Below are 21,341 nucleotides of genomic sequence, written 5' to 3'. Positions count from 1 at the left end.
TGAAAGTTAGCACAAGCCCTCAGGGCGCCCCAAACTCGGGGCCTCGTCAGGCCCTGCCCGGCCGCCCGGCACGGGGCAGCCAGAAGACGACGAACGCGGTCACGACCACCATGACGACGACGCCCGCGCTCGCCCGCCAGCCGCCGACGAGACCCAGCGCGACCGCCCCGAAGGCGACGACGCCGGCGATCATGTACATGGCGACGACGGCGCGGCGGTGGGAGTGACCGATCTCGAGGAGCCGGTGGTGCAGGTGGAGCTTGTCCGGGGCGAACGGCGAGCGACCGGCGCGGGTCCGGCGTACGACCGCCATCAGCAGGTCGACGAACGGGACCAGCAGCACCGCGAAAGGCAGCAGGAGAGGCAGCAGGGCGGGGACCAGCGACGCCTGGGCCCCTCCGAGGCCCTGGATCGCCTCGGCCGCCGAGAAGCGTCCCGAGAGCGAGACTGCAGAGCAGGCGAGGACGAAGCCGATGAGCATCGCTCCGGCGTCGCCGATGAACATCCGTGCAGGGTTGAAGTTGTGGGGCAGGATGCCCACGCACACCCCCGCGAGCGCGGCGCAGAGCATGGCGGCGGCGATGGCGTTGGTCTGGCGGTTCTCGGCGACGAGGACGAAGGCGAAGATGAAGAACGCCACCGCACCGATCCCGACGACGCCGGCCGCCAGCCCGTCCAGGCCGTCGACGAAGTTCACCGCGTTCACGCAGATCACGATCGTGAGCACCGAGAAGAGGATCGACTGCATCGGGTCGATGGCCCAGGTGTTGCCGGGGAGCGGGAGGTAGACGAGCTGGACGCCCATCGCGACCGTGATCACGGCCGCGAGAAGCTGGCCGGCGAACTTCGAGAGGGCGTCGAGCTCGTACATGTCGTCGATGACACCGACGACCGTGATCACCGTGGCCCCGACCATCACCGCGCCGGCGTCGGCGAGCACGGCGTCCTCCGAGCTCGACAGGAAGGGCATGCGAGCGGCGACCAGGTAGGCCGCCAGCAGCCCGAACAGCATCGCGATGCCCCCGAAGTACGGGATGGGCACCGCGTGGACGTCACGGTCACGGACGCGCGCGTACGCCCCCACCTTCATCGCGCCCTCGCGGGCCAGCACCGCGAGCAGGTAGGTCACCGCGACGGCGACGAGGAAGACGACGAGATACTCGCGCATGGGTCAGGAGACCTCGAGCCCCAGCTCGGTGAGACGCTCGGCGGTGACGGGGCCGGTACGGACGATCCGCGGCCGCTCGCCGGTGCAGTCGACGATCGTCGAGGGGACGCCGCCGCCCGCCGGCCCGCCGTCCAGGTAGACCGCGACCGACTCGCCGAGCTGGTCCTCCGCCTCGGCGACGGTCGTCGCGGCGGGGTGTCCGGTGAGGTTCGCGCTGGAGACCGCGAGCGGGCCGGTGCGCTGCAGGAGCGCCAGCGCGGTCGCGTCGTCGGGCATGCGGACCGCCACGGTCCCCCGCGTCTCGCCCAGGTCCCAGGCGAGCGAGTCCTGCTGGTGGCAGATCACCGTCAGCGGCCCGGGCCACAGTGCCTCGACCATCGTGTACACGTACGGCTCGACGCCGGTCGCCAGGGCGTCCAGGGTCATCGTCGAGCCGACGAGGACAGGAGGGGGCATGTGGCGGCCGCGTCCCTTCGCCGCCAGCAGCGCGGCGACGGCGTCGGCGTCGAACGCGTCCGCGGCGATGCCGTACACCGTGTCGGTCGGGACCACGACCAGCTTCTGACCTTGGAGGGCAGTCTTGGCGGCCTCCAGGCCTGCCTCACGCTCGTCGTCGTCCCCGACGCAGGAGAACCGTTCGCTCACAGAGCCATGGTGCCAGCCCACGTCTCGGGCTCGTCTGCGCCCTGCCCGAGAGCCGGTCTCAGTCGCGGACGCGGCGAGCGGTGACGAAGCGGGGCCTGCCGGCCAGGTCGGTCCTGTCGCGGACGTCGACGAAGCCCCCGTGCGCCACGAAGACCGCCGGCGCGGACTCGCCCTGGACGTCGGCGTGCTCGGCACCGACCGCCCCTCCCCCGCGCAGCAGCCGTGCCGCGGTCGCGGCGACGTCGCGCATCGCGTCGAGCCCGTCCTCACCCGACCACAGGGCCAGCGCGGGATCGTGGTCGCGCGCCTCGACCGCCACCGACTCCCACGCCGTCAGCGGGATGTACGGGGGGTTGGAGAGCACGAGGTCCACCTGTCCGTCCAGGTCGCCGAAGGCGTCCGCGAGGTCGCCGTGGCGCAGGTCGACGTCCAGCCCTGCGAGGTTGCGCTCCGCGTACGCGTACGCCTCGTCACTGAGCTCCACGGCATGGACCCGGGCGTGCGGCCGCTCGGAGGCGACCGCCCCGGCGATGGCGCCCGAGCCGGTCCCCAGATCGACCACGACGGGGTGCGCGACGTCCAGCGCGTCGAGGACGGTGAGCCCCCACTCCACCAGAGACTCGGTCTCCGGCCGGGGCACGAACACACCGGGCCCGACCGCGAGCTCGCGGTAGCGGAACGCCGCTGTGGCGGTCAGGTGCTGGAGAGGCTCGCGTCCGGACCGACGGATCACGAGCGCCTCGTACGCGCCCGCCTGCTGCGGGTCGAGACGGTCGACGAGGAGCAGGCCCGCACGGCCGGTGCCGAGCACGTGGGCGAGGAGGAGCTCCGCGTCGTTGCGCGGGGAGGCGACGCCGGCCTCGGCGAGACGGCGGGTGGCGTCGGCGAGGGCGGCCCGGGCGGCCGTCACCGACCGGCCTCGACCGCCGCGAGCCGCGCCGCGAGGTCGGCCTCGACGCAGGCGTTCACGACGTCGTCGAGGGCGCCGTCCATCACCTGGTCGAGGTTGTAGGCCTTGAACCCGACCCGGTGGTCCGAGATCCGGTTCTCGGGGAAGTTGTAGGTCCGGATCCGCTCCGAGCGGTCGACCGTACGCACCTGGGAGCGACGCGCGTCCGACGCCTCGGCGTCGGCGGCGTCCTGAGCGGCCTGGAGCAGCCGCGACCGCAGGATGCGCAGCGCCTGCTCCTTGTTCTGGAGCTGGCTCTTCTCGTTCTGGCAGCTCACGACGATGCCGGTCGGGAGGTGGGTGATCCGGACCGCCGAGTCGGTGGTGTTGACGCTCTGGCCACCCGGACCCGACGAACGGAAGACGTCGATCCGCAGGTCGTTGTCGTTGACCTCCACGTCGACCGACTCGGCCTCGGGGAGGACGAGGACGCCTGCGGCGGAGGTGTGGACGCGCCCCTGCGACTCGGTGACCGGGACGCGCTGGACCCGGTGGACGCCGCCCTCGAACTTCAGCTTCGCGTACGGGGCCTCGCCCGGGTCGGGAGTGCCCTTGGCCTTCACGCCGACCGTCACGGACTTGTAGCCGCCGAGGTCGGAGGCGTTCTCGTCGATCAGCTCGGTCTTCCAGCCCTGCGACTCCGCCCAGCGCAGGTACATGCGGAGCAGGTCGCCCGCGAAGAGCGCCGACTCCTCGCCGCCCTCGCCGGCCTTGATCTCGAGGATCGCGTCCTTGGAGTCGGCGGGGTCGCGCGGGACGAGGAGACGCTCGAGTCGCTCGGCGAGCTCGTGCTCGCGGGCGGTCAGGCTCTCGACCTCTGCCGCGAAGCCCGGGTCCTCCTCGACGAGCTCGCGCGCGGCGGCGACGTCGTCGGTGACCTGCTGCCACTCACGGTAGGTACGGACGATGCCGCTCAGCTCGGCGTACCGCTGCCCCAGCCGCTTGGCCTTGGCCGGGTCGCTGTGGACCGAGGGGTCGGCCATCTGGAGCTCGAGGTCGGCGTGCTCACGGACGAGCGACTCCACCGCGTCGAACCTGCTCATCGACTCCTCCTCGTTCCCGGTCCCGGCACCTCAGGACCTGACACGACAACGGCGCCGGCCCACGCATCGTGCGTGGCCGGCGCCGTGACGTCGTTACTTCTTGCCGTAGCGCTTCTCGAAGCGGGCGACGCGGCCGCCGGTGTCGAGGATGCGCTGCTTGCCCGTGTAGAACGGGTGGCAGGCGGCGCAGGTCTCGACGCGGATGACGCCGTCGGTCGCCGTGCTGCGCGTGGTGAACGTGTTGCCGCAGGTGCAGGAGACCTCGGTCGCCACGTACGTGGGGTGGATGTCCTTCTTCATGTCTTCCTCTCGATCGGCGCTGGGTCGGTCCGCCGGTCGGCCCGTGAACCAGTGCCTCAGTGATTGTGCCACCGTCGCTCCGTGAAACACGAATCGCGGGGGTGGCATTCCCGCGACCGTCGCAGGTGACGTGACGTCGCTCACGCCGTGATCATGGACCCGGTCAGCAGCAGGACCGAGACGATGATCATGGCCACCGCCGCCGTCAGGAAGACGGCGAGCTCGGAGATCGCGACCCCTTTGTTGGCCTCGGTGAGGGCGAAAAGCACCGAGGCCGCGGCGAGTGCGTTGAGCAGCACCACCGCGACGAGCAGCGGGTTCACCGCAGGAGCTTCTCGATGTCGTCGGCGATGTCCTCCGGCTTGGTCGTGGGCGCGTAGCGGTCCACGACGTTGCCGTCCGCGTCGACGAGGAACTTGGTGAAGTTCCACTTGATCCGGTCACCGAGAACGCCCGACTTCTGGTCGCGCAGCCACTTGTAGAGCGGGTGCGCGTCCGGGCCGTTGACGTCGACCTTGGAGAACATCGGGAACGTCACGTCGTACGTCAGGGAGCAGAACTCCTTGATCTCGGCCTCGTCGCCCGGCTCCTGGTTGCGGAACTGGTCGCACGGGAATCCCAGCACGACCAGGCCCTCGTCCTGGTACTTCCGGTAGAGCGCCTCGAGCCCTTCGTACTGCGAGGTGAAGCCGCACTTGCTCGCGGTGTTGACGACGAGGACGGCCTTGCCGCGGAACTCGTCGAGACCTCGCTCGTTGCCGTCGATGTCGACGGCACGGAACTCGTAGGCGTTCGTCATCAGTCCTCGTCCCCGCCCCGGCGCCCCGTCGAGGGCGTGCTCTGGTTGATCTGCATGAGGAACTCGACGTTGCTCTTGGTGCTCTTGAGCTTGTCGATCATGAGCTCGAGCGCCTGCTGACCGTCGAGGGCCGAGAGCACACGGCGGAGCTTCCAGACGATCGCGAGCTCCTCGCGGCTCATCAGCAGCTCCTCGCGGCGGGTGCCCGACGCCTCGACGTCGATGGCCGGGAAGATGCGCTTGTCGGCGAACTCGCGGCGCAGGCGCAGCTCCATGTTGCCGGTGCCCTTGAACTCCTCGAAGATCACCTCGTCCATCCGCGAGCCGGTCTCGACCAGCGCGGTGGCGAGGATCGTCAGGGAGCCGCCGTCCTCGATGTTGCGGGCGGCACCGAAGAACTTCTTCGGCGGGTACAGCGCCGACGAGTCCACGCCGCCGGACAGGATGCGGCCGCTGGCCGGAGCCGCGAGGTTGTACGCCCGGCCGAGGCGGGTGATCCCGTCGAGGAGGACGACCACGTCGTGGCCGAGCTCGACGAGACGCTTGGCCCGCTCGATCGCCAGCTCGGCGACCGTCGTGTGGTCCGTCGCGGGACGGTCGAAGGTCGAGGCGATGACCTCACCCTTGACCGTGCGCTGGAAGTCGGTGACCTCCTCTGGACGCTCGTCGACCAGGACCACCATGAGGTGGCACTCGGGGTTGTTGGTCGTGATCGCGTTGGCGATCTGCTGCATGACCATCGTCTTGCCGGCCTTGGGCGGGGAGACGATGAGGCCGCGCTGACCCTTGCCGATCGGCGACACGATGTCGATGATGCGGCCCGACAGCTGTGCCGGGTCGACCTCGAGGCGCAGACGCTCGGAGGCGTAGAGCGGCGTGAGCTTGGAGAACTCGACGCGCTGCTTGGCCTCCTCGATCGTCATGCCGTTGACCGACTCGATCTTGACCAGCGGGTTGAACTTCTCCTTGCGCTCGCCCTCGCGGGGCTGGCGCACCTGGCCGACGATCGCGTCGCCCTTGCGCAGGCCCCACTTGCGGACCATCGAGAGCGAGACGTAGACGTCGTTCTCGCCGGGCAGGTAGCCGCTCGTGCGGACGAAGGCGTAGTTGTCGAGGACGTCGAGGATGCCCGCAGCGGGGATCAGCACGTCGTCCTCGGTCACCGTGGGCTCGACCTCGCGACTGCCACGCTCGCCGCGGTCACGGTTGCGGTTGCGGTTGCGGTTGCGGTTGCGGCGGCGTCCGCCGCCCTCGCCGTCACGCTCGTCGCCGCCACGGGCGCGCGCGTCGCTGTCGGCCTCGGGCTTCTTGTCGGTGCGCTCGCGGCTGTCGTTCGTGGGGCGCTCGCCGCGGTCACGGCTCTCCTCGCGCGGCTTGTCCTCGCGCGGCTTGTCCTCGCGCGGCTTGTCGCGGTCGCGGTTCTTCTCGCTGCGGTCGCGGTTCTTCTCGCCGCGGTCGCGGTCACCGCGCTTGTCCTCGCGGGGCTTCTCGTCACGCGGCTTGTCCTGCCGGGCCGGCGCCTCGCTGCGGGGCGCCTCGGCGGCGGGAGCCGCGGGGGCCTGCGGGGCGGACGTCGCGGCGGTCGGGGCGGACGGGGCAGACGCGCCCCCGCCCTGTGCGGCCTGGATGGCCTCGATGAGAGCGCCCTTGCGCATCTTGCCGACGCCCTTGATGCCGAGGCCGGAGGCGATCTGCTGCAGCTCCGGCAGCACCATCGCGTTGAGCCCGGTGCCGCGGCGGCGGGGCGCCTTCGCGGGCGCGGAGGTGGGATCGCCGGCTCCGTCGAGCAAGGTGGGTGTTTCGGTCACGTGAGGTCCTTCCCACGTCAGGCGACGCGCGGGCGCCGCTCGTTGTCAGCGGTTCGTACGATGTCGCGAACCACCAAGCCCGGCCGCTGAGAGCACGGACGGACGAAGCATTGCGATTTCCGCCGCGGGTCCTGGAACTTCTGAGCGGGTGAACGACTCAGGAGGATGCGGGGAAGAGACGGGATCGAGGGGGAACGACCGATCGGACCCTCTCGGATCACCTGCTAGCGACTGTAACACCCCCCTCGGACCATCTGTTCCTCGCGCGCGCCGCGAGTCATCCAATCGTGACCTTCTGGAGGGTCGTCCCTCAGACGCGCAGGGCGCCGGGGCCGTCGACCGGCAGAGGAAGCACCGCCCAACCGTCGGGTGCGCGCCCGACCAGCGGGGCCGCGTCGAACGCGTCGGTGGCGAACGCGAGGACGGTCGGCCCGGCGCCCGAGATGATCGCGGGGACGCCGTCGGCGCGAAGCGCCTCGACGAGCGCGGCGGAGGCCGGCATCGCGGGCGCACGGTACGCCTGGTGCAGGCGGTCCTCCGTGGCGTCGAGGAGCAGCTCGGGGCGCCCGTCGAGCGCGGCCACGAGCAGCGCGGCGCGGCCGGCGCTGTGGGCAGCGTCGGTGTGCGGCACCTGCTCGGGAAGCAGCCCGCGCGCCACCTCCGTGCTCACCCCCTCCTCCGGCACGTACACGACGACCTGGGCCTCGACGTCGAGCCGGACCGCTCGCGCCACCTCACCGTCACACCAGGCGATGGTCAACCCCCCGAGCAGCGCGGCTGCCACGTTGTCGGGGTGGCCCTCGATACGGGTCGCGAGCGCCAGGGCGGCCGCGTCGTCGAAGCGTGACTCGCCGATCGGCACGACCGTGCCGGTCCCGGCCAGGAGGGCCCGCGCGGCGGTGATCCCGCCGACGATCGCTGCCGAGCTCGAGCCGAGGCCGCGGGCGTGGGGGATCCTGTTGACGCAGTGCACGCGCAGTCCCGGCTGCGCGAGCCCGAGCTCGTCGAAGACCGCACGCACCGAGCGGACGACGAGGTGCGACTCGTCGCGCGGCACGTCCTCCGCGCCGACCCCTTCCACGGTGATGGACAGGCCCTCGTCACCCACGACCTCAGCGGTCACCTCGTCGTAGAGGCCGAGCGCCAGGCCGAGCGCGTCGTAGCCCGGACCGAGGTTCGCAGACGACGCAGGCGTCCGGACCGTCACCGGCCCCTCGACGAAGGGGCTCATGCCAGCCCGGCGAGCTCGGCAGCCTTTCGGACGTCGGCGTCGACGACGTTCTCGGCGATCGCGCCGAGGTGCTGGAGCGGCGTGTCGATGTCCTTGAGGCCGTTGCCGGTGACGACGACGGCGATCGTGGCGCCGCTGGGGACCTCGCCCGCGGCGTGCGCCTTGACCAGGCCTGCGACCCCAGCGGCCGAGGCCGGCTCGACGAAGACGCCGTCGCGCCGCGCGAGCTCACGCTGGGCGTCGAGGATCTCGAGGTCGGAGACGGCCGCGATCCGTCCACCGGAGGTGTCCCGGGCCTCGACGGCGAGGTGCCAGGACGCCGGGTTGCCGATGCGGATGGCGCTGGCGACCGTCTCCGGGTCGGGCACGGGCTGGCCGGTGACCAGAGGTGCCGCGCCCTCCGCCTGGAAGCCCCACATCTGCGGGGTCCGGGTCGCCAGGCCGGCGTCGGCGTACTCGCGGTAGCCCAGCCAGTACGCGGAGATGTTGCCCGCGTTGCCGACCGGCATCACGTGCACGTCAGGAGCGTCCCCGAGCACGTCGACGACCTCGAACGCGCCGGTCTTCTGCCCCTGGAGCCGGACGGGGTTGACCGAGTTGACCAGCGCCACGGGGTAGGAGTCGGCGAGACCGCGCGCGATGTCGAGGCAGTCGTCGAAGTTGCCGCGGACCTGGACCACGAGGGAGTCGAACATGAGCGCCTGGGCCATCTTGCCCGCGGCGATCTTGCCCTGCGGGACGAGGACGATCGGCCGTAGGCCGGCCCGCGCGGCGTACGCGGCCATCGAGGCGGAGGTGTTGCCCGTGGAGGCGCAGACCACGGCCTTCGCGCCCTCGGCCGCAGCGACCGTGATGGCGGCGGTCATGCCGCGGTCCTTGAAGGAGCCGGTCGGGTTGCTGCCCTCGACCTTGAGCCGCACGTCGCAGCCGGTGAGCTCGGACAGCCAGTGCGAACGGACGAGCGGCGTGCCGCCCTCCCCCAGCGTCACGGCCGGCGTGTCGCCGACCACGGGAAGCCAGTCACGGTACTCGTCGATGACTCCGCGCCACGGGCGCGCGCCCTGCTGCTGGATCACAGTCCTTCTCCTTCGACCCGCATGACCGACGAGACGTCGCGGACCATGGGGAGGTCGCGCAGCTGCCGGACGGTGCGCGAGAGCGCCGCGTCGGTTGCGGTGTGGGTGATGACGACGAGCTGCGCGTCGTCGCCGTGGCCCTCCTGACGGACGGCCGAGATCGAGACCTCGTTGTCGGCGAACGCCAGCGCGACGGAGGCGAGCACGCCTGCCTTGTCGTCCACGTCGAGGGCGATGTGGTAGCGGGTGCGCGCCTCACCGATGCCGAGCACGTCGCGCCGGGCGTGGGTCCGCTCGGGCGGGCCGGTGACGCCGAGCAGGCGGTGGCGAGCGACGCTCACGACGTCGCCGAGGACGGCGCTCGCCGTCGGCGAGCCACCCGCGCCCGGCCCGTAGAACATCAGCTGACCCGCCGACTCGCTCTCGACGAACACGGCGTTGTACGCGCCGCGGACGCTCGCGAGCGGGTGGTCCTTGGGGATCATGACCGGGTGGACGCGTGCTGAGACGGACTCGCCGTCGGCGCTCTGGTCGCAGATCGCGAGCAGCTTGACCACGCAGCCCATGTCGTCGGCGGAGCGGATGTGCTCCGCGGTGACCTGGGTGATGCCCTCGCGGTGGACGTCGTCGATGGTCACCCGGGTGTGGAACGCCAGGCTCGCCAGGATCGCCGCCTTGGAGGCGGCGTCGAAGCCCTCGACGTCGGCCGTCGGGTCGGCCTCGGCGAACCCGAGCCGCTGAGCCTCCTCGAGCGCCTCGTCGAAGCCCTGCCCGGTGGTCGTCATCGCGTCGAGGATGAAGTTGGTGGTGCCGTTGACGATGCCGAGCACGCGGCGCACGTGGTCGCCGGCCAGCGACTCGCGCAGCGGCCTCACGATGGGGATCGCACCTGCGACGGCCGCCTCGTAGTAGAGGTCGCGCCCGGCCTTCTCGGCGGCCGCGAAGAGCGTCTCGGCGTCCTCGGCGAGCAGCGCCTTGTTGCCGGTGACCACCGAGGCCCCGGACTCCAGCGCCGCGAGCACCAGCGAGCGCGCCGGCTCGATGCCGCCGATCAGCTCGATGACCACGTCTACGTCGCCGCGGGTCACCAGCGCGTGCGCGTCGGTCGTGAGCAGCGCAGCGTCGAACGAGGTCTCACGGTCGGGCCGGGCGCTGCTCACCGCGACGCCGACCAGCTCGAGGCGCGCACCGACACGCTGGGCCAGCTCGTCGGCGTCACGCGTGAGAAGGCGCGCCACCTCGCTGCCGACGGCGCCGTGGCCGAGCAGGGCGACGCGGAGCGTACGGGTCTCGTGCGGGGTGGAGGTCACCACTCAAGCCTAGTCGTCGGCCCGGGGGGCCGGGCAGCGTGTTCGGAAGTCGGGCAGCCGACGCGCGGTGTCAGCCGACGTCGAGCCGCAGGAGGTCGTCCTCGGTCTCCCGCCGCACGATCAGCCGCGCCTCGCCGGACCTGACGGCGACGACCGCCGGACGCGGCACGTGGTTGTAGTTGGAGGCGAGCGAGCGACAGTAGGCACCCGTGCCCGGCACGGCGATCAGGTCGCCAGGCCCGATGTCGGACGGCAGGAACTCGTCCTTGACGACGATGTCGCCGGACTCGCAGTGCTTGCCGACGACCCGGCTCAGCACCGCGTCGGCCCGGGAGGCCCGCGACGCCAGCGTGCACGAGTAGTCGGCGTCGTACAGCGCCGTACGGACGTTGTCGCTCATGCCCCCGTCCACGGCGACGTAGCGGCGGGTCGCACCACCGTCGAGGGCGACGTCCTTGGTCGTCCCGACCTCGTACAGCGTGAACGTCGACGGACCGGAGATCGCACGTCCGGGCTCGATCGACAGCCGCGGGACGTCGATGCCGAGCCCGCGGCACTCGCGCACGACGATCGCGCGCATCCCGTCGGCGAGCTGCTGCGGGGTCGACGGGTCGTCCTGGGTCGTGTACGCGATGCCGTATCCGCCACCGAGGTCGAGCTCGGGCGCGGTGTAGCCGAGCTCGTCGGCGACCCGGGCGTGCAGCGTGACCACGCGGTGCGCCGCGACCTCGAAGCCCGAGGTGTCGAAGATCTGCGAGCCGATGTGCGAGTGCAGCCCGAGCAGGTGCAGCGACGGCTCCGCCAGGACGCGGCGCACGGCCTCGAACGCGTCGCCCTCGGTGATCGAGAGGCCGAACTTCTGGTCCTCGTGGGCGGTGGCGATGTACTCGTGGGTGTGCGCCTCGACACCGGCGGTCACCCGCACCATGACCCGGGCGGTGACGCCGAGGTCCGCGGCGACGGCGGCGACTCGCTCGATCTCGACGAACGAGTCGACGATGATCTTGCCGACCCCCGCCTCCAGGGCACGGCGGATCTCGCTGACGCTCTTGTTGTTGCCGTGCAGGCCGAGGTTCTGCGGGGGGACTCCCGCGCGCAGCGCGACGGCGAGCTCACCACCGGTACAGACGTCCATGCGGAGGCCTTCCTCGGTGATCCAGCGCGCGACCGCCGTGCAGAGGAAGGCCTTGGCGGCGTAGTAGACGTCCCAGCCGTCGAACGCCTCGCGGAAGGCCCGCGCGCGGGCCCGCAGGTCGTCTTCGTCCACGACGTAGAGCGGGGTGCCGAACTCGGCGGCCAGGGCCGTCACCGGGACCTCGGCGACGGCGAGCTCGCCGTCCTCGCGCCGCTCGACGTGGGCGGACCAGAGGTGGCCGACCAGGGCGTTGGTGTCCTCAGGCTCACGCAGCCACGCGGGCCCGCGGCTGCCGGCCTGCCCGTGGAGGGCGCCGGCCTCGTGCGCGCGCACGCGTCACATCCGCTCGGGCGCCGAGACGCCGAGCAGCTCGAGCCCGTTGGCGAGCACCGTACGGGTGGCGTCGACGAGGATGAGGCGCGCGCTGTGGATCGGCTCCGGCTCCTCGTCTCCCTGCGGGAGCACCCGGCACACGTCGTAGAACTTGTGGAAGGCCGATGCGGTGTCCTCGAGGTAGCGCGCGACACGGTGCGGCTCGTGCAGCTCGGCGGCCCGCGAGACCACCCGGGGGAACTCGGCGAGCGCCCGCAGCAGGTCGCCCTCGCGCGCGGTCGACAGCAGGGAGAGGTCGGCGGTGTCGACGGCGGGCACGAGGCCGAGGTCGGCGGCGTTGCGCAGGATGCTCGACAGCCGCGCGTGGGCGTACTGGACGTAGTAGACCGGGTTCTCGGCGCTCTGGCGCGTCACCTCGGCCACGTCGATCGTCAGCGGGGAGTCGACCGGGTGGCGCGCGAGCGTGTAGCGCAAGGCGTCGACGCCGATGAGGTCGACGAGCTCGGTCAGGGTCACCAGCGTGCCGGCCCGCTTCGAGAGCTTGAGCTCCTCGCCGTCGGACAAGATCTTCACGAGCTGCCCGATGAGCACCTGCAGGTTGTAGCCCTGCTGGTCGCCCGCGCAGGCGGCCATCGCCTGGAGCCGACCCACGTAACCGTGGTGGTCGGCGCCGAGGAGGTACAGGCACTGCTCGAAGCCGCGGGCGCGCTTGTCGAGGTAGTACGCGGTGTCGGACGCGAAGTAGGTCAGGTCGCCGTTGGAGCGGATCAGCACGCGGTCCTTGTCGTCACCGAAGTCGGTGGTCCGCATCCATGTCGCGCCGTCGGCCTCGTACAGGTGGCCTTCCTTGTCGATCACGCCGAGGGCGCGGTCGACCGCGTTCGAGTCGACGAGGCTGCGCTCGGAGAACCAGACGTCGAAGACCGTCCGGAACCGCGCGAGGTCGGCCTTCTGGTGGGCGAGCTGGAGCTCGTAACCCTTCTCGCGGAAGGCGACGAGCTGCTCGTCGGCCGGCAGGTCGCGGATGCCGGGGACCGCCTCCACGACCTCGGCGGCCAGGTCGGCGACGTACGCCCCGTGGTAGCCGTCCTCCGGGACGTCCTCGCCGTTGGCGACCGCCATGAGCGAGGCCCCGAACTTGTCCATCTGGCTGCCGCGGTCGTTGACGTAGAACTCCGTGGAGACCTTCGCCCCGGCCGCGGTGAGGACGCGGGCGAGCGCGTCGCCGACGACCGCCCAGCGCGTGTGCCCGAGGTGGAGCGGCCCCGTGGGGTTGGCGGAGATGAACTCCAGGTTGATCGCCCGCCCGCGGAGGGCGTCGGAGCGCCCGTACGCGCTGCCCGCGCGGACGACCTCGCCGGCGAGGGCCCCTTGGGCGCCCGTGTCGACGCGGACGTTGAGGAAGCCTGGGCCGGCCACCTCGACGGCGCCGACGCCCGGGGCCTGGGCGAGCTGCTCGGCGAGGGCGGACGCGAGGTCGCGGGGCGCCATCCCCGCCTTCTTCCCGAGCTGGAGCGCCACGTTCGTCGCGTAGTCGCCGTGGTCCTTGACCTTCGGTCGCTCGACGACCACCGTGGCCGGGACCTCGGGCAGGGAGACGGTGCCCGCGGCCACCAGGGCGTTCAGGGCGTCGACGATCGCGTCGGACAGCTGTTCGGGAGTCACCTACAAATCGTATCGAGGCCGGTCAACGGCTTAACTCCGCCTCGGTGGCGGGCCGCTCGGCGCCGCGGGTGCTCCCTCGAGCACCTCTCTGACCGTACGGACCAGCTCGGCAGGGTCGAAGGGCTTGGTCACGTACGCCTCCACCCCGGCCTCTTGCCCTCTCAGCAGGTCGTACGCCTGCGCCTGGGTCGTCACCATGACGACCGGGATGTGGCGGGTGCTCGCGGACCGGCGCAGGGCCCGCACGGTCTCCAGGCCGTCCATCCGGGGCATGACGACGTCGATGGTGACGACGTCGGGCTCGGTGTCCACGACCACGTCGAGGCACTCCAGCCCGTCGGCCGCCTCGAGCACCGTCCAGCCCTCCAGCTCGAAGTTGGTGCGCAGGAGCAACCGGATGGAGTCGGTGTCGTCCACCACGAGCACGCGCGGAGGACGGCCGAACGGGAAGGGCATGTGCGCAACCGTACTTCGCGTGCGATACCGTTGTCCGGCGCCTGCAGGAATGCGGGCGAGGGCCGCGCCGCGAGGCGCGCGCCCCCGTAGCTCAGGGGATAGAGCACCGCCCTCCGGAGGCGGGAGCGTAGGTTCGAATCCTACCGGGGGCACCCTGTGCCGAGAGCCCGTTGACCAGCACGAACGGTCGGCGGGCTTCGTCGTGCGACGGCGCCCCGCCCTAGGCCACCCCGGCCTCGGCCGCACGCAGCGCCGCAGCCTCGGCCCCGTCGCGCCACACCTCGCCGTGCCCCGGAAGCACCAGCCGGGCACCCGTGTCCGCGAGGGCGGCGAGCGACTGTCGCGCCCTGCCCGCGTCGTGCGTGCCCGCCCGGGCGACGATGCGGGGTCCCCGGCGCCCCGTGTAAGGGTCGAGCGTGACGAGCGCGTCGCCGGTGAGGACGGCGTCGCGGTCGGGCAGCACCAACGCGACGTGGCCGTCGGTGTGGCCCGGCGTCGGCACGACCCGGACCTGGGCGGCGAACGGCAGCTCGTCGTCGTACGTACGGGGGGCGTCCAGCCCGCCGACCCAGAACGCCCCCGCGCGCGCCATCGCCGCCAGGTGCGGGAGGGAGCCCGGGTGCTGGAACGGGTACGCGAGCCGCGCACGCCCCGGGACGTACCGGTACGGGTGGCGGGCGATCCGCAGGTCTCCCCCACCCACCCACACGACCGCGCCCAGCTTCTCGAGCCTCCGGGCGACGCCCAGGTGGTCGAAGTGGCCGTGGGTGAGGAGGACGTGGGAGACGTCACGGGGCGTGCGTCCCAGGCGGCGCAGCAGCGCGACCAGGTCCGTCCAGAACCCGGGCAGCCCGGCGTCGACCATCAGGAGCCCGTCGTCGATCTCGACGACGTAGCAGACCGTGGAGGCGCGCGTCAGTGCGTGCACCCCGGGTGCGACCTCGAGCGTGTCCATGGGCCACCGGTACCCAGGACCGGCCGCCCCGCACTCAACCCTGGTAGGAGTAGAAACCCTCCCCCGAGGCGACACCGAGCTTGCCCTGGTCGATGAAGTCGCGCTTGAGGATCTCGGCGAACTTCTGCTGCACCGGGTCGTCGGACGCCTTGGCGATGTTGTACGGGGTGACCATCCCGATCACGTCGTAGATCTGGAACGGGCCCATCGGTGCGCCGGTGGCGATCCGCCACGTCTTGTCGATCGTCTCGACGTCGGCGACCCCGTTGACCCACAGCGCCGCACCCGCGTTGAGGAACGGCACCAGCAGCGAGTTGAGGACGTAGCCGGGCTGCTCCTTCTTCACCTCGATCGGCACCATGTGGATGTCGCGCGCGAACTGGACCACCGTCGCGTAGACGGAGGGGTCGGTGTCGGCGGTGCCCATGACCTCGGCGGTGTTCTGGACCCACACGCGGTTCGCGAAGTGCAGGGCGAGGAACCGGTCGGGGCGGCCGGTCGCGTCCTTGAAGTCGCTGGGCAGCAGGGTCGAGGAGTTGGTCGCGAAGATGGTGCGCTCCGGAGCTGCGGCGCCGACCTTCTGCCAGGTCTCGCGCTTGATCTCGAGGCTCTCCGGCACGGCCTCGATCACGAGGTCGGCGTCGGCGACCGCCTGGGCGAGGTCGGAAGAGTAGGAGATGCGCTCGAGCCCCTCCGCGGCCTTGCCTCCGGCGGCGCCCTCGACCTCGGCTTCGTACGTCCGCACGAGGCCCTCGAAGCGGCTCTTGGCGGCCTCGAGCGCTGCGTCGTCGATGTCGTACGCGGTGACGTCGAAGCCGGCGTACGCCGTGGCGTAGGCGATCTGCGACCCGAGGACCCCCGTCCCCAGGACGGTCACGGTCTTCACGGGAGATCCCGCGGTGTTCGTCATGATGGTGCTCCTTCCCGAGCAGTGGTGGGCGCGGCGTCGAGGAAGCCGCGCACGATGAGGCCGACCTGCGCTTCGAGGTCGGACAAGAGGGCGGGCGTCGCCGGCGCCTCACGGGCGGCGCCGAGGATGGCGACGTGGAACACCGCGAGCACCGCCTTGGCGGCCGAGAGCGCCCCCTCGTGCGCTCCCTGACCTGGCGAGGCGGACGCCAGCACCTCGGCGACCTCGGCGACGAGGCCGTCGAACAGTCCCAGCGCCTCGGCGCGGAACGGCTCCTGCGGCGACCCGAACATGACTTCGCGCTGATAGGCGGCGGTGTTCTCGTCGTGCGCCCGCCCGTCCACGACGAGGGGCTCCAGCAGCGCCATGACCTTCGCCAGCGGGCTGCGCCGACGAGCGGCCGCCGCACGCCCCCGTACGAGGGAGTCCGCGACGCGGGAGTTGTAGACCATGAGCAGCAGCTCGGCCTTGGTGGAGGCGTAGCGGAACAGCGTGCCTGCGGCGACGTCGGCACGCTCGGCGACCTCTTGCGTCGTCACGGCGGCGTACCCCCGCTCGTCGAAGAGTGCGCCGGCGGCGGCCTGGATGCGCTCGCGCTTGTCGCGCTTGCTGCGCTCGCGACGGCCGACCGGCTCGGGCACTGCTCCTCCTCCGGGTTCCGGATTGGACTCAATGATGAGTCTACTCCGTTTTCTCGGAGTCCCCACCGAAGCGCCTCCGAGGGCACCGGGCCGACGTAGGCTGGTGTGCATGAAGCCGCAGCGGGAGCACCGGGTCGTGTCGTGGCTCGCCTGGCTGGGCGTCGCCGGCCTCGTCGGCGCCGGCTTCGGAGCGGTGATGGTCGTCGTCCTCATGAGCACGTGCCTTCTCGGGCTCGCGGCCGAGGAGATCAGCTACCGGCGCCGGACCCGCGTCTACTTCGCCCGACTCCACGAGTCCGCGCTGCGACGCCACGACGCCGTGCTCGACCGCTGGATGGAGATGCGCGAGGAGTCCGCCACGCGCCCGTCGGCGCGACTGGTCGACGACGTCACCAAGAAGCCCACCGCGCAGTTCGTGACGGTTGCCGGTCTCGCCACCGACGCGCGCGCGACCGCGCGTCCTGGCCACTACCGCACCATCGCCGCGTACGACGAGGTCGTCGGCGACCTCGAGCACTGCTGGCGCCGCCTCGAGCGTCGGGCCCGCGGCGCCGACGCCCTGGACGAGGCACGACGCTGGGGTCTCGACCGGCTCCCCGACGGGGCGGCAGCCGCCCTCAGTCCCCTCGTACCCGTCGTACGCGCGGCCGCCCGCGCCGCGTGGAGCGCGGCCGAGAGCCGGCTCGGCGCCCAGCAGCGCGCCTGAGGCACGCTCAGCCGCGAGCCCGCCTCCGCGGCACACCGTCCCCGCGCGCCGCGAGAACCGCGCCGAGCACCGCGCCGAGGTGGCCCAGGGTCGCGACCCACACGCCGGTGCCCGCGATCACGTCGATCGTGACCCCGGTCAGCGCGAAGACCGCGAACCCCGCCCAGGCCCCGACCAGCCCGGCCAGCACGCGCAGCGCGAACGGGCGCGCCGTCCGGGCCACCGGCCGTACGGACGCCCCGACGAGGACTCCGATCAGCGATACCGAGGCGAGGGGAAGAAGCATGTCCTCATGCTGCACCGTGACGGGCGCACGCGGATCAGGGAGCACCCTGAACCACCCCCTGTCGGACCGGTCGAGGACACCCCGGCATCGTCCCCGGACGTGACACGCCCCACGCCACGGTCCCGTGGCTGGCGACCCTTCGCTCGGGGTCTACCCTGGTACGCGTATGCCCTGTGGGCGTGGGAGACAACGGACAAACCGGAAGAGGCGATCGAGGCCGTGGCCGAGACCGACAGCCCCCTGCCAGACTTTGGCACCAACCAGTGGCTCGTCGAAGAGATGTACGAGCGCTACAAGTCGAACCCGGCGTCGGTCGACGCGTCGTGGTCGCGCCTCTTCGAGGGAGGTGGAACGAGCACCCCGCCGACGTCCGCACCTGCGAAGGCCCCCTCAGCGCCCGCAGCCCAGCCGTCAGCCTCGACGAAGGTCGCACCTGCCCCGCAGGCCCCGGCCGCCAAGCCCGCCGCCGCCAAGCCCGCCGCCGAGAAGCCCGCCGCGAAGGCTGAGAAGCCCACCGCGAAGCCCGCAGCCAAGGCCGCGCCGGCGAAGGCCGCCCCCGCGAAGCCGGCATCGCCCGACGTGGAGCAGGCGATCCTGCGCGGCGCCGCCGCCCGTACGGCCGCCAACATGGACGACAGCCTGAGCGTCCCGACCGCGACCAGCGTCCGCTCGGTCCCGGTCAAGCTGCTCATCGACAACCGCATCGTCATCAACAACCACCTCGCCCGCGCCCGCGGCGGCAAGGTGTCGTTCACGCACCTGATCGGGTACGCCCTGGTCAAGGCGCTCAAGGCGATGCCGGAGATGAACGCCGGGTTCGACGTCGTCGACGGCAAGCCGACCCTGCTGCGTCCCGCCCACGTCAACCTCGGCCTCGCGATCGACCAGAAGAAGTCCGACGGCACCCGTCAGCTCCTGGTGCCGTCGATCAAGCAGGCCGACACCATGGACTTCGCCGAGTTCTGGACGGCCTACGAGGCCATCGTCGACAAGGCCCGCAACAACAAGCTCACCGTCGCCGACTTCCAGGGCACCACGATCTCCCTCACCAACCCCGGCACCATCGGCACGAACCACTCGGTTCCGCGCCTGATGCGGGGCCAGGGCGCGATCATCGGCGTCGGCTCGATGGACTACCCGCCGGAGTTCCAGGGCGCGTCGGAGCACACGCTCGCGACGCAGGCGATCTCCAAGATGATGACGCTGACGTCGACGTACGACCACCGCATCATCCAGGGCGCGCAGTCCGGCGACTTCCTGCGCCGCGTGGCCGCGCTGCTCCTCGGCGAGGAGGGGTTCTACGACGAGATCTTCGCCGCGCTCAGGATCCCGTACGAGCCGATCCGCTGGGCGCGCGACATCGCCGTCAGCCACGACGACCAGGTCCACCGCCAGGCCCGCGTGCTCGAGCTCATCCACGCCTTCCGGGTGCGCGGCCACCTCATGGCCGACACCAACCCGCTGGACCACTCCCCGCGCAGCCACCCCGACCTCGAGATCTCCTCGCACGGGCTCACCCTGTGGGACCTCGAGCGGGAGTTCGCGACCGGCTCCTTCGGTGGCCGCGAGCGCCGCTTCATGAAGCTGCGCGAGATCCTCGGCATCCTGCGCGACTCCTACGCCCGCACCGCCGGCATCGAGTACATGCACATCCAGGACCCGGAGCAGCGCCTCTGGATCCAGGAGCGGGTCGAGCGCGAGCACTCCAAGCCGCCGCGCGAGGAGCAGCTGCGGATCCTCCACAAGCTCAACCAGGCCGAGGCGTTCGAGGCCTTCCTGCAGACGAAGTTCGTCGGCCAGAAGCGCTTCAGCCTCGAGGGCTCGGAGACGATGATCCCGCTCGTGGACGAGATCTGCGAGGCCGCCGCCGCGGACTCGCTCGACGAGGTCTGCATCGGCATGGCGCACCGCGGACGCCTCAACGTCCTGGTGAACATCGCCGGCAAGAACCCCGGGTTCGTCTTCCGCGAGTTCGAGGGCAACATCGACCCGCGCACCGTCCAGGGCTCGGGCGACGTGAAGTACCACCTCGGCGTCGAGGGCGAGTTCACCGCCGCCAGCGGAGACACGATCAAGGTCTCGGTCGCGGCGAACCCGTCCCACCTCGAGGTCGTCGACCCGGTGCTCGAGGGCATCACCCGCGCCAAGCAGGACCGTCTCAACCGCGGCGAGGAGTTCCCGGTCCTCCCGGTGCTCATCCACGGTGACGCGGCCTTCGCCGGCCAGGGCGTGGTCGCGGAGACGCTCAACCTCTCGCAGCTGCGCGGCTACCGCACGGGCGGCACGATCCACGTGATCGTCAACAACCAGGTCGGCTTCACCACGTCGCCGAGCTCGTCGCGCTCGTCCACGTACGCCACCGACGTCGCCCGCATGATCCAGGCGCCGATCTTCCACGTCAACGGCGACGACCCCGAGGCCTGCATCCGCATCGCCCAGCTCGCCTACGAGTACCGCAAGACGTTCAACCGTGACGTCGTGATCGACCTCATCACCTACCGCAAGCGCGGCCACAACGAGGGCGACGACCCGAGCTTCACCCAGCCGCTCATGTACGACGTCATCGAGAAGAAGAAGTCGGTGCGCGTCCTCTACACGTCGGCGCTGGTCGGCCGTGGCGACATCACGATGGAAGAGGCCGAGAGCGCGCTCAAGGACTACCAGGACCAGCTCCAGCGGGTCTTCGCCGAGGCCGGCACGGCCGCCGACGAGTACCAGACCGCGCCGGAGTACCCCGAGAAGCCCGAGCTGCCCAAGGTCGAGACCGCCGTCACCCCGGAGACGCTGAAGGCGATCGCCGAGGCGTACACGAGCGTGCCGGACGGCTTCACGGTCCACCCGAAGGTGCTCCCCCAGCTGCAGCGCCGCGCCGCGTCGATCACGGCCGGCCCGATCGACTGGGGCACGGGCGAGATCATCGCGTTCGGGTCGCTTCTGCTCGACGGGCGTCCGGTCCGCATGGCCGGCCAGGACTCGCGCCGCGGCACGTTCTCGCAGCGGTTCGCGACGATCATCGACCGCAACAACGGCGCCGAGTGGACGCCGCTGGCGCGGATGACCGACGACCAGGGCACGTTCTACATCTACGACTCGCTGCTGAGCGAGTACGCCGCCCTCGGCTTCGAGTACGGCTACTCGGTGGCGCGCCCGGAGGCGCTGACCCTGTGGGAGGCGCAGTTCGGCGACTTCGTCAACGGCGCGCAGTCGGTCATCGACGAGTACATCTCGGCCGGTGAGGCCAAGTGGGGTCAGAAGTCGGGCGTCGTCCTGCTGCTCCCCCACGGCTACGAGGGTCAGGGGCCGGACCACTCCTCGGCGCGCATCGAGCGGTTCCTCCAGCTCTGTGCCGAGGACGCCATGACGGTCGCACAGCCGTCGACGCCGGCGTCGTACTTCCACCTCCTGCGCCGGCAGAACCTCGAGAGCGAGCACCGCCCGCTCATCGTGTTCACACCCAAGCAGCTGCTGCGCCTCAAGGCCGCCACCTCGCAGCCCGAGGACTTCACCACGGGTGAGTTCCGTCCGGTGCTCTCCGACCCGTCGGAGTCGTCGCTGGACGCGAGCAAGGTCGAGCGCGTGATCCTCGCGTCGGGTCGTGTCTCGTACGACGTGCTCGCGACGCGCACCAAGGTCGAGGCCGAGGCGCCGCGTACGGCGGTGGTGCGGGTCGAGCAGCTCTACCCGCTGCCCGTCGAGGAGATCAAGGCCGAGCTCGCGAAGTACCCGAACGCGACCGAGGTCCGGTGGGTCCAGGACGAGCCCGCCAACCAGGGGCCGTGGCCGTTCATGGCGCTGAACCTGGCGCCCGAGCTCGATCTCCCGCTCGTCCGCGTGTCGCGTGAGGCGTCGGCCGCCCCGTCGGTCGGCAACCACAAGCGGCACCTCGAGGAGAACAAGGCGCTCATGGAGCGCGCGTTCGCCTGAG

General features: G+C 71.4%; 20 protein-coding genes and 1 tRNA gene. 3 read left to right on the top strand and 18 right to left on the bottom strand.

Features of this window, described 5'->3' with window-relative positions; genetic code table 11:
- Positions 1-46 precede the first annotated feature (46 nt).
- From NYZ95_RS16330 to NYZ95_RS16265, 14 genes are all read right to left on the bottom strand, one after another.
- Positions 47-1,168 carry an MraY family glycosyltransferase gene (locus tag NYZ95_RS16330; protein ID WP_262852384.1) on the bottom strand — a complete coding sequence of 374 codons (1,122 nt, stop codon included), beginning with the start codon at positions 1,166-1,168 and terminating at the stop codon, positions 47-49.
- A gap of 3 nt (positions 1,169-1,171) precedes the next feature.
- On the bottom strand, positions 1,172-1,813 hold the full coding sequence (locus tag NYZ95_RS16325; protein ID WP_262852383.1) for an L-threonylcarbamoyladenylate synthase: 642 nt from the start codon (positions 1,811-1,813) through the stop codon (positions 1,172-1,174).
- 58 nt (positions 1,814-1,871) lie between these two features.
- Entirely contained in the window at positions 1,872-2,723 is an 852-nt protein-coding gene (gene prmC, locus NYZ95_RS16320; RefSeq protein ID WP_262852382.1) for a peptide chain release factor N(5)-glutamine methyltransferase, read from the bottom strand.
- Positions 2,720-3,805, bottom strand: a complete 1,086-nt coding sequence (prfA, locus tag NYZ95_RS16315; RefSeq protein WP_262852381.1) for a peptide chain release factor 1 — start codon at positions 3,803-3,805, stop codon at positions 2,720-2,722. Before prfA ends, prmC begins: the two co-directional genes overlap by 4 nt.
- Positions 3,806-3,898: 93 nt before the next feature.
- Complete coding sequence (rpmE, locus tag NYZ95_RS16310; protein ID WP_149769341.1) at positions 3,899-4,105, bottom strand: 50S ribosomal protein L31; 207 nt, start codon at positions 4,103-4,105, stop codon at positions 3,899-3,901.
- Positions 4,106-4,245: 140 nt separating this feature from the next.
- Positions 4,246-4,428, bottom strand: a complete 183-nt coding sequence (locus NYZ95_RS16305; protein WP_262852380.1) for a hypothetical protein — start codon at positions 4,426-4,428, stop codon at positions 4,246-4,248.
- Entirely contained in the window at positions 4,425-4,904 is a 480-nt protein-coding gene (locus NYZ95_RS16300; protein ID WP_262852379.1) for a glutathione peroxidase, read from the bottom strand. Before NYZ95_RS16300 ends, NYZ95_RS16305 begins: the two co-directional genes overlap by 4 nt.
- Positions 4,904-6,619 (bottom strand): transcription termination factor Rho, encoded by a 1,716-nt coding sequence (gene rho, locus NYZ95_RS16295; RefSeq protein ID WP_262852444.1) that lies wholly within the window; start codon positions 6,617-6,619, stop codon positions 4,904-4,906. Before rho ends, NYZ95_RS16300 begins: the two co-directional genes overlap by 1 nt.
- A gap of 403 nt (positions 6,620-7,022) precedes the next feature.
- A complete protein-coding gene (gene thrB, locus NYZ95_RS16290; protein WP_262852378.1) occupies positions 7,023-7,943 on the bottom strand; it encodes a homoserine kinase in 921 nt (306 codons plus the stop codon).
- Positions 7,940-9,016 (bottom strand): threonine synthase, encoded by a 1,077-nt coding sequence (gene thrC / locus NYZ95_RS16285; protein ID WP_372500506.1) that lies wholly within the window; start codon positions 9,014-9,016, stop codon positions 7,940-7,942. The genes thrB and thrC overlap by 4 nt, the downstream gene beginning before the upstream one ends.
- Positions 9,016-10,329, bottom strand: a complete 1,314-nt coding sequence (locus tag NYZ95_RS16280; RefSeq protein ID WP_262852376.1) for a homoserine dehydrogenase — start codon at positions 10,327-10,329, stop codon at positions 9,016-9,018. Before NYZ95_RS16280 ends, thrC begins: the two co-directional genes overlap by 1 nt.
- Positions 10,330-10,399: 70 nt before the next feature.
- On the bottom strand, positions 10,400-11,797 hold the full coding sequence (lysA, locus tag NYZ95_RS16275) for a diaminopimelate decarboxylase (protein ID WP_262852375.1): 1,398 nt from the start codon (positions 11,795-11,797) through the stop codon (positions 10,400-10,402).
- A 3-nt stretch (positions 11,798-11,800) separates the two neighbouring features.
- Positions 11,801-13,462 (bottom strand): arginine--tRNA ligase, encoded by a 1,662-nt coding sequence (gene argS / locus NYZ95_RS16270; RefSeq protein ID WP_262852374.1) that lies wholly within the window; start codon positions 13,460-13,462, stop codon positions 11,801-11,803.
- A 30-nt stretch (positions 13,463-13,492) separates the two neighbouring features.
- Positions 13,493-13,918 (bottom strand): response regulator, encoded by a 426-nt coding sequence (locus tag NYZ95_RS16265; RefSeq protein ID WP_262852373.1) that lies wholly within the window; start codon positions 13,916-13,918, stop codon positions 13,493-13,495.
- A gap of 80 nt (positions 13,919-13,998) precedes the next feature.
- Between NYZ95_RS16265 and NYZ95_RS16260 the strand changes: the two genes are divergently transcribed.
- Positions 13,999-14,070: transfer RNA gene (locus NYZ95_RS16260), tRNA-Arg, on the top strand.
- Between the two features lie 68 nt (positions 14,071-14,138).
- Here NYZ95_RS16260 and NYZ95_RS16255 read toward each other — a convergent pair.
- From NYZ95_RS16255 to NYZ95_RS16245, 3 genes are read right to left on the bottom strand one after another with little or no spacing between them, the layout of a single operon-like run.
- Positions 14,139-14,873 (bottom strand): MBL fold metallo-hydrolase, encoded by a 735-nt coding sequence (locus NYZ95_RS16255; RefSeq protein ID WP_262852372.1) that lies wholly within the window; start codon positions 14,871-14,873, stop codon positions 14,139-14,141.
- A gap of 34 nt (positions 14,874-14,907) precedes the next feature.
- Positions 14,908-15,783: a 3-hydroxyacyl-CoA dehydrogenase gene (locus NYZ95_RS16250; RefSeq protein WP_262852371.1), complete on the bottom strand. Its 876-nt coding sequence runs from the start codon at positions 15,781-15,783 to the stop codon at positions 14,908-14,910.
- Complete coding sequence (locus tag NYZ95_RS16245) at positions 15,780-16,424, bottom strand: TetR/AcrR family transcriptional regulator (protein ID WP_262852370.1); 645 nt, start codon at positions 16,422-16,424, stop codon at positions 15,780-15,782. The genes NYZ95_RS16250 and NYZ95_RS16245 overlap by 4 nt, the downstream gene beginning before the upstream one ends.
- 109 nt (positions 16,425-16,533) lie before the next feature.
- Between NYZ95_RS16245 and NYZ95_RS16240 the strand changes: the two genes are divergently transcribed.
- The gene (locus NYZ95_RS16240; RefSeq protein ID WP_262852369.1) at positions 16,534-17,130 is read left to right on the top strand and encodes a hypothetical protein; all 597 of its coding nucleotides are present in this window, start codon (positions 16,534-16,536) and stop codon (positions 17,128-17,130) included.
- A 7-nt stretch (positions 17,131-17,137) separates the two neighbouring features.
- Here NYZ95_RS16240 and NYZ95_RS16235 read toward each other — a convergent pair whose 3' ends face one another.
- Positions 17,138-17,416 (bottom strand): hypothetical protein, encoded by a 279-nt coding sequence (locus tag NYZ95_RS16235; RefSeq protein ID WP_262852368.1) that lies wholly within the window; start codon positions 17,414-17,416, stop codon positions 17,138-17,140.
- Between the two features lie 210 nt (positions 17,417-17,626).
- Between NYZ95_RS16235 and NYZ95_RS16230 the strand changes: the two genes are divergently transcribed.
- Positions 17,627-21,340, top strand: coding sequence for a multifunctional oxoglutarate decarboxylase/oxoglutarate dehydrogenase thiamine pyrophosphate-binding subunit/dihydrolipoyllysine-residue succinyltransferase subunit (locus NYZ95_RS16230; protein ID WP_372500505.1), 3,714 nt, complete (start codon positions 17,627-17,629; stop codon positions 21,338-21,340).
- Position 21,341 lies beyond the last annotated feature (1 nt).

This window comes from Mumia quercus, from assembly GCF_025506335.1.
In the GTDB taxonomy this organism is placed as follows: domain Bacteria; phylum Actinomycetota; class Actinomycetes; order Propionibacteriales; family Nocardioidaceae; genus Mumia; species Mumia quercus.
Note: the sequence above shows the minus strand (reverse complement) of the source record. Positions and strands in the feature narration are given on the sequence as shown.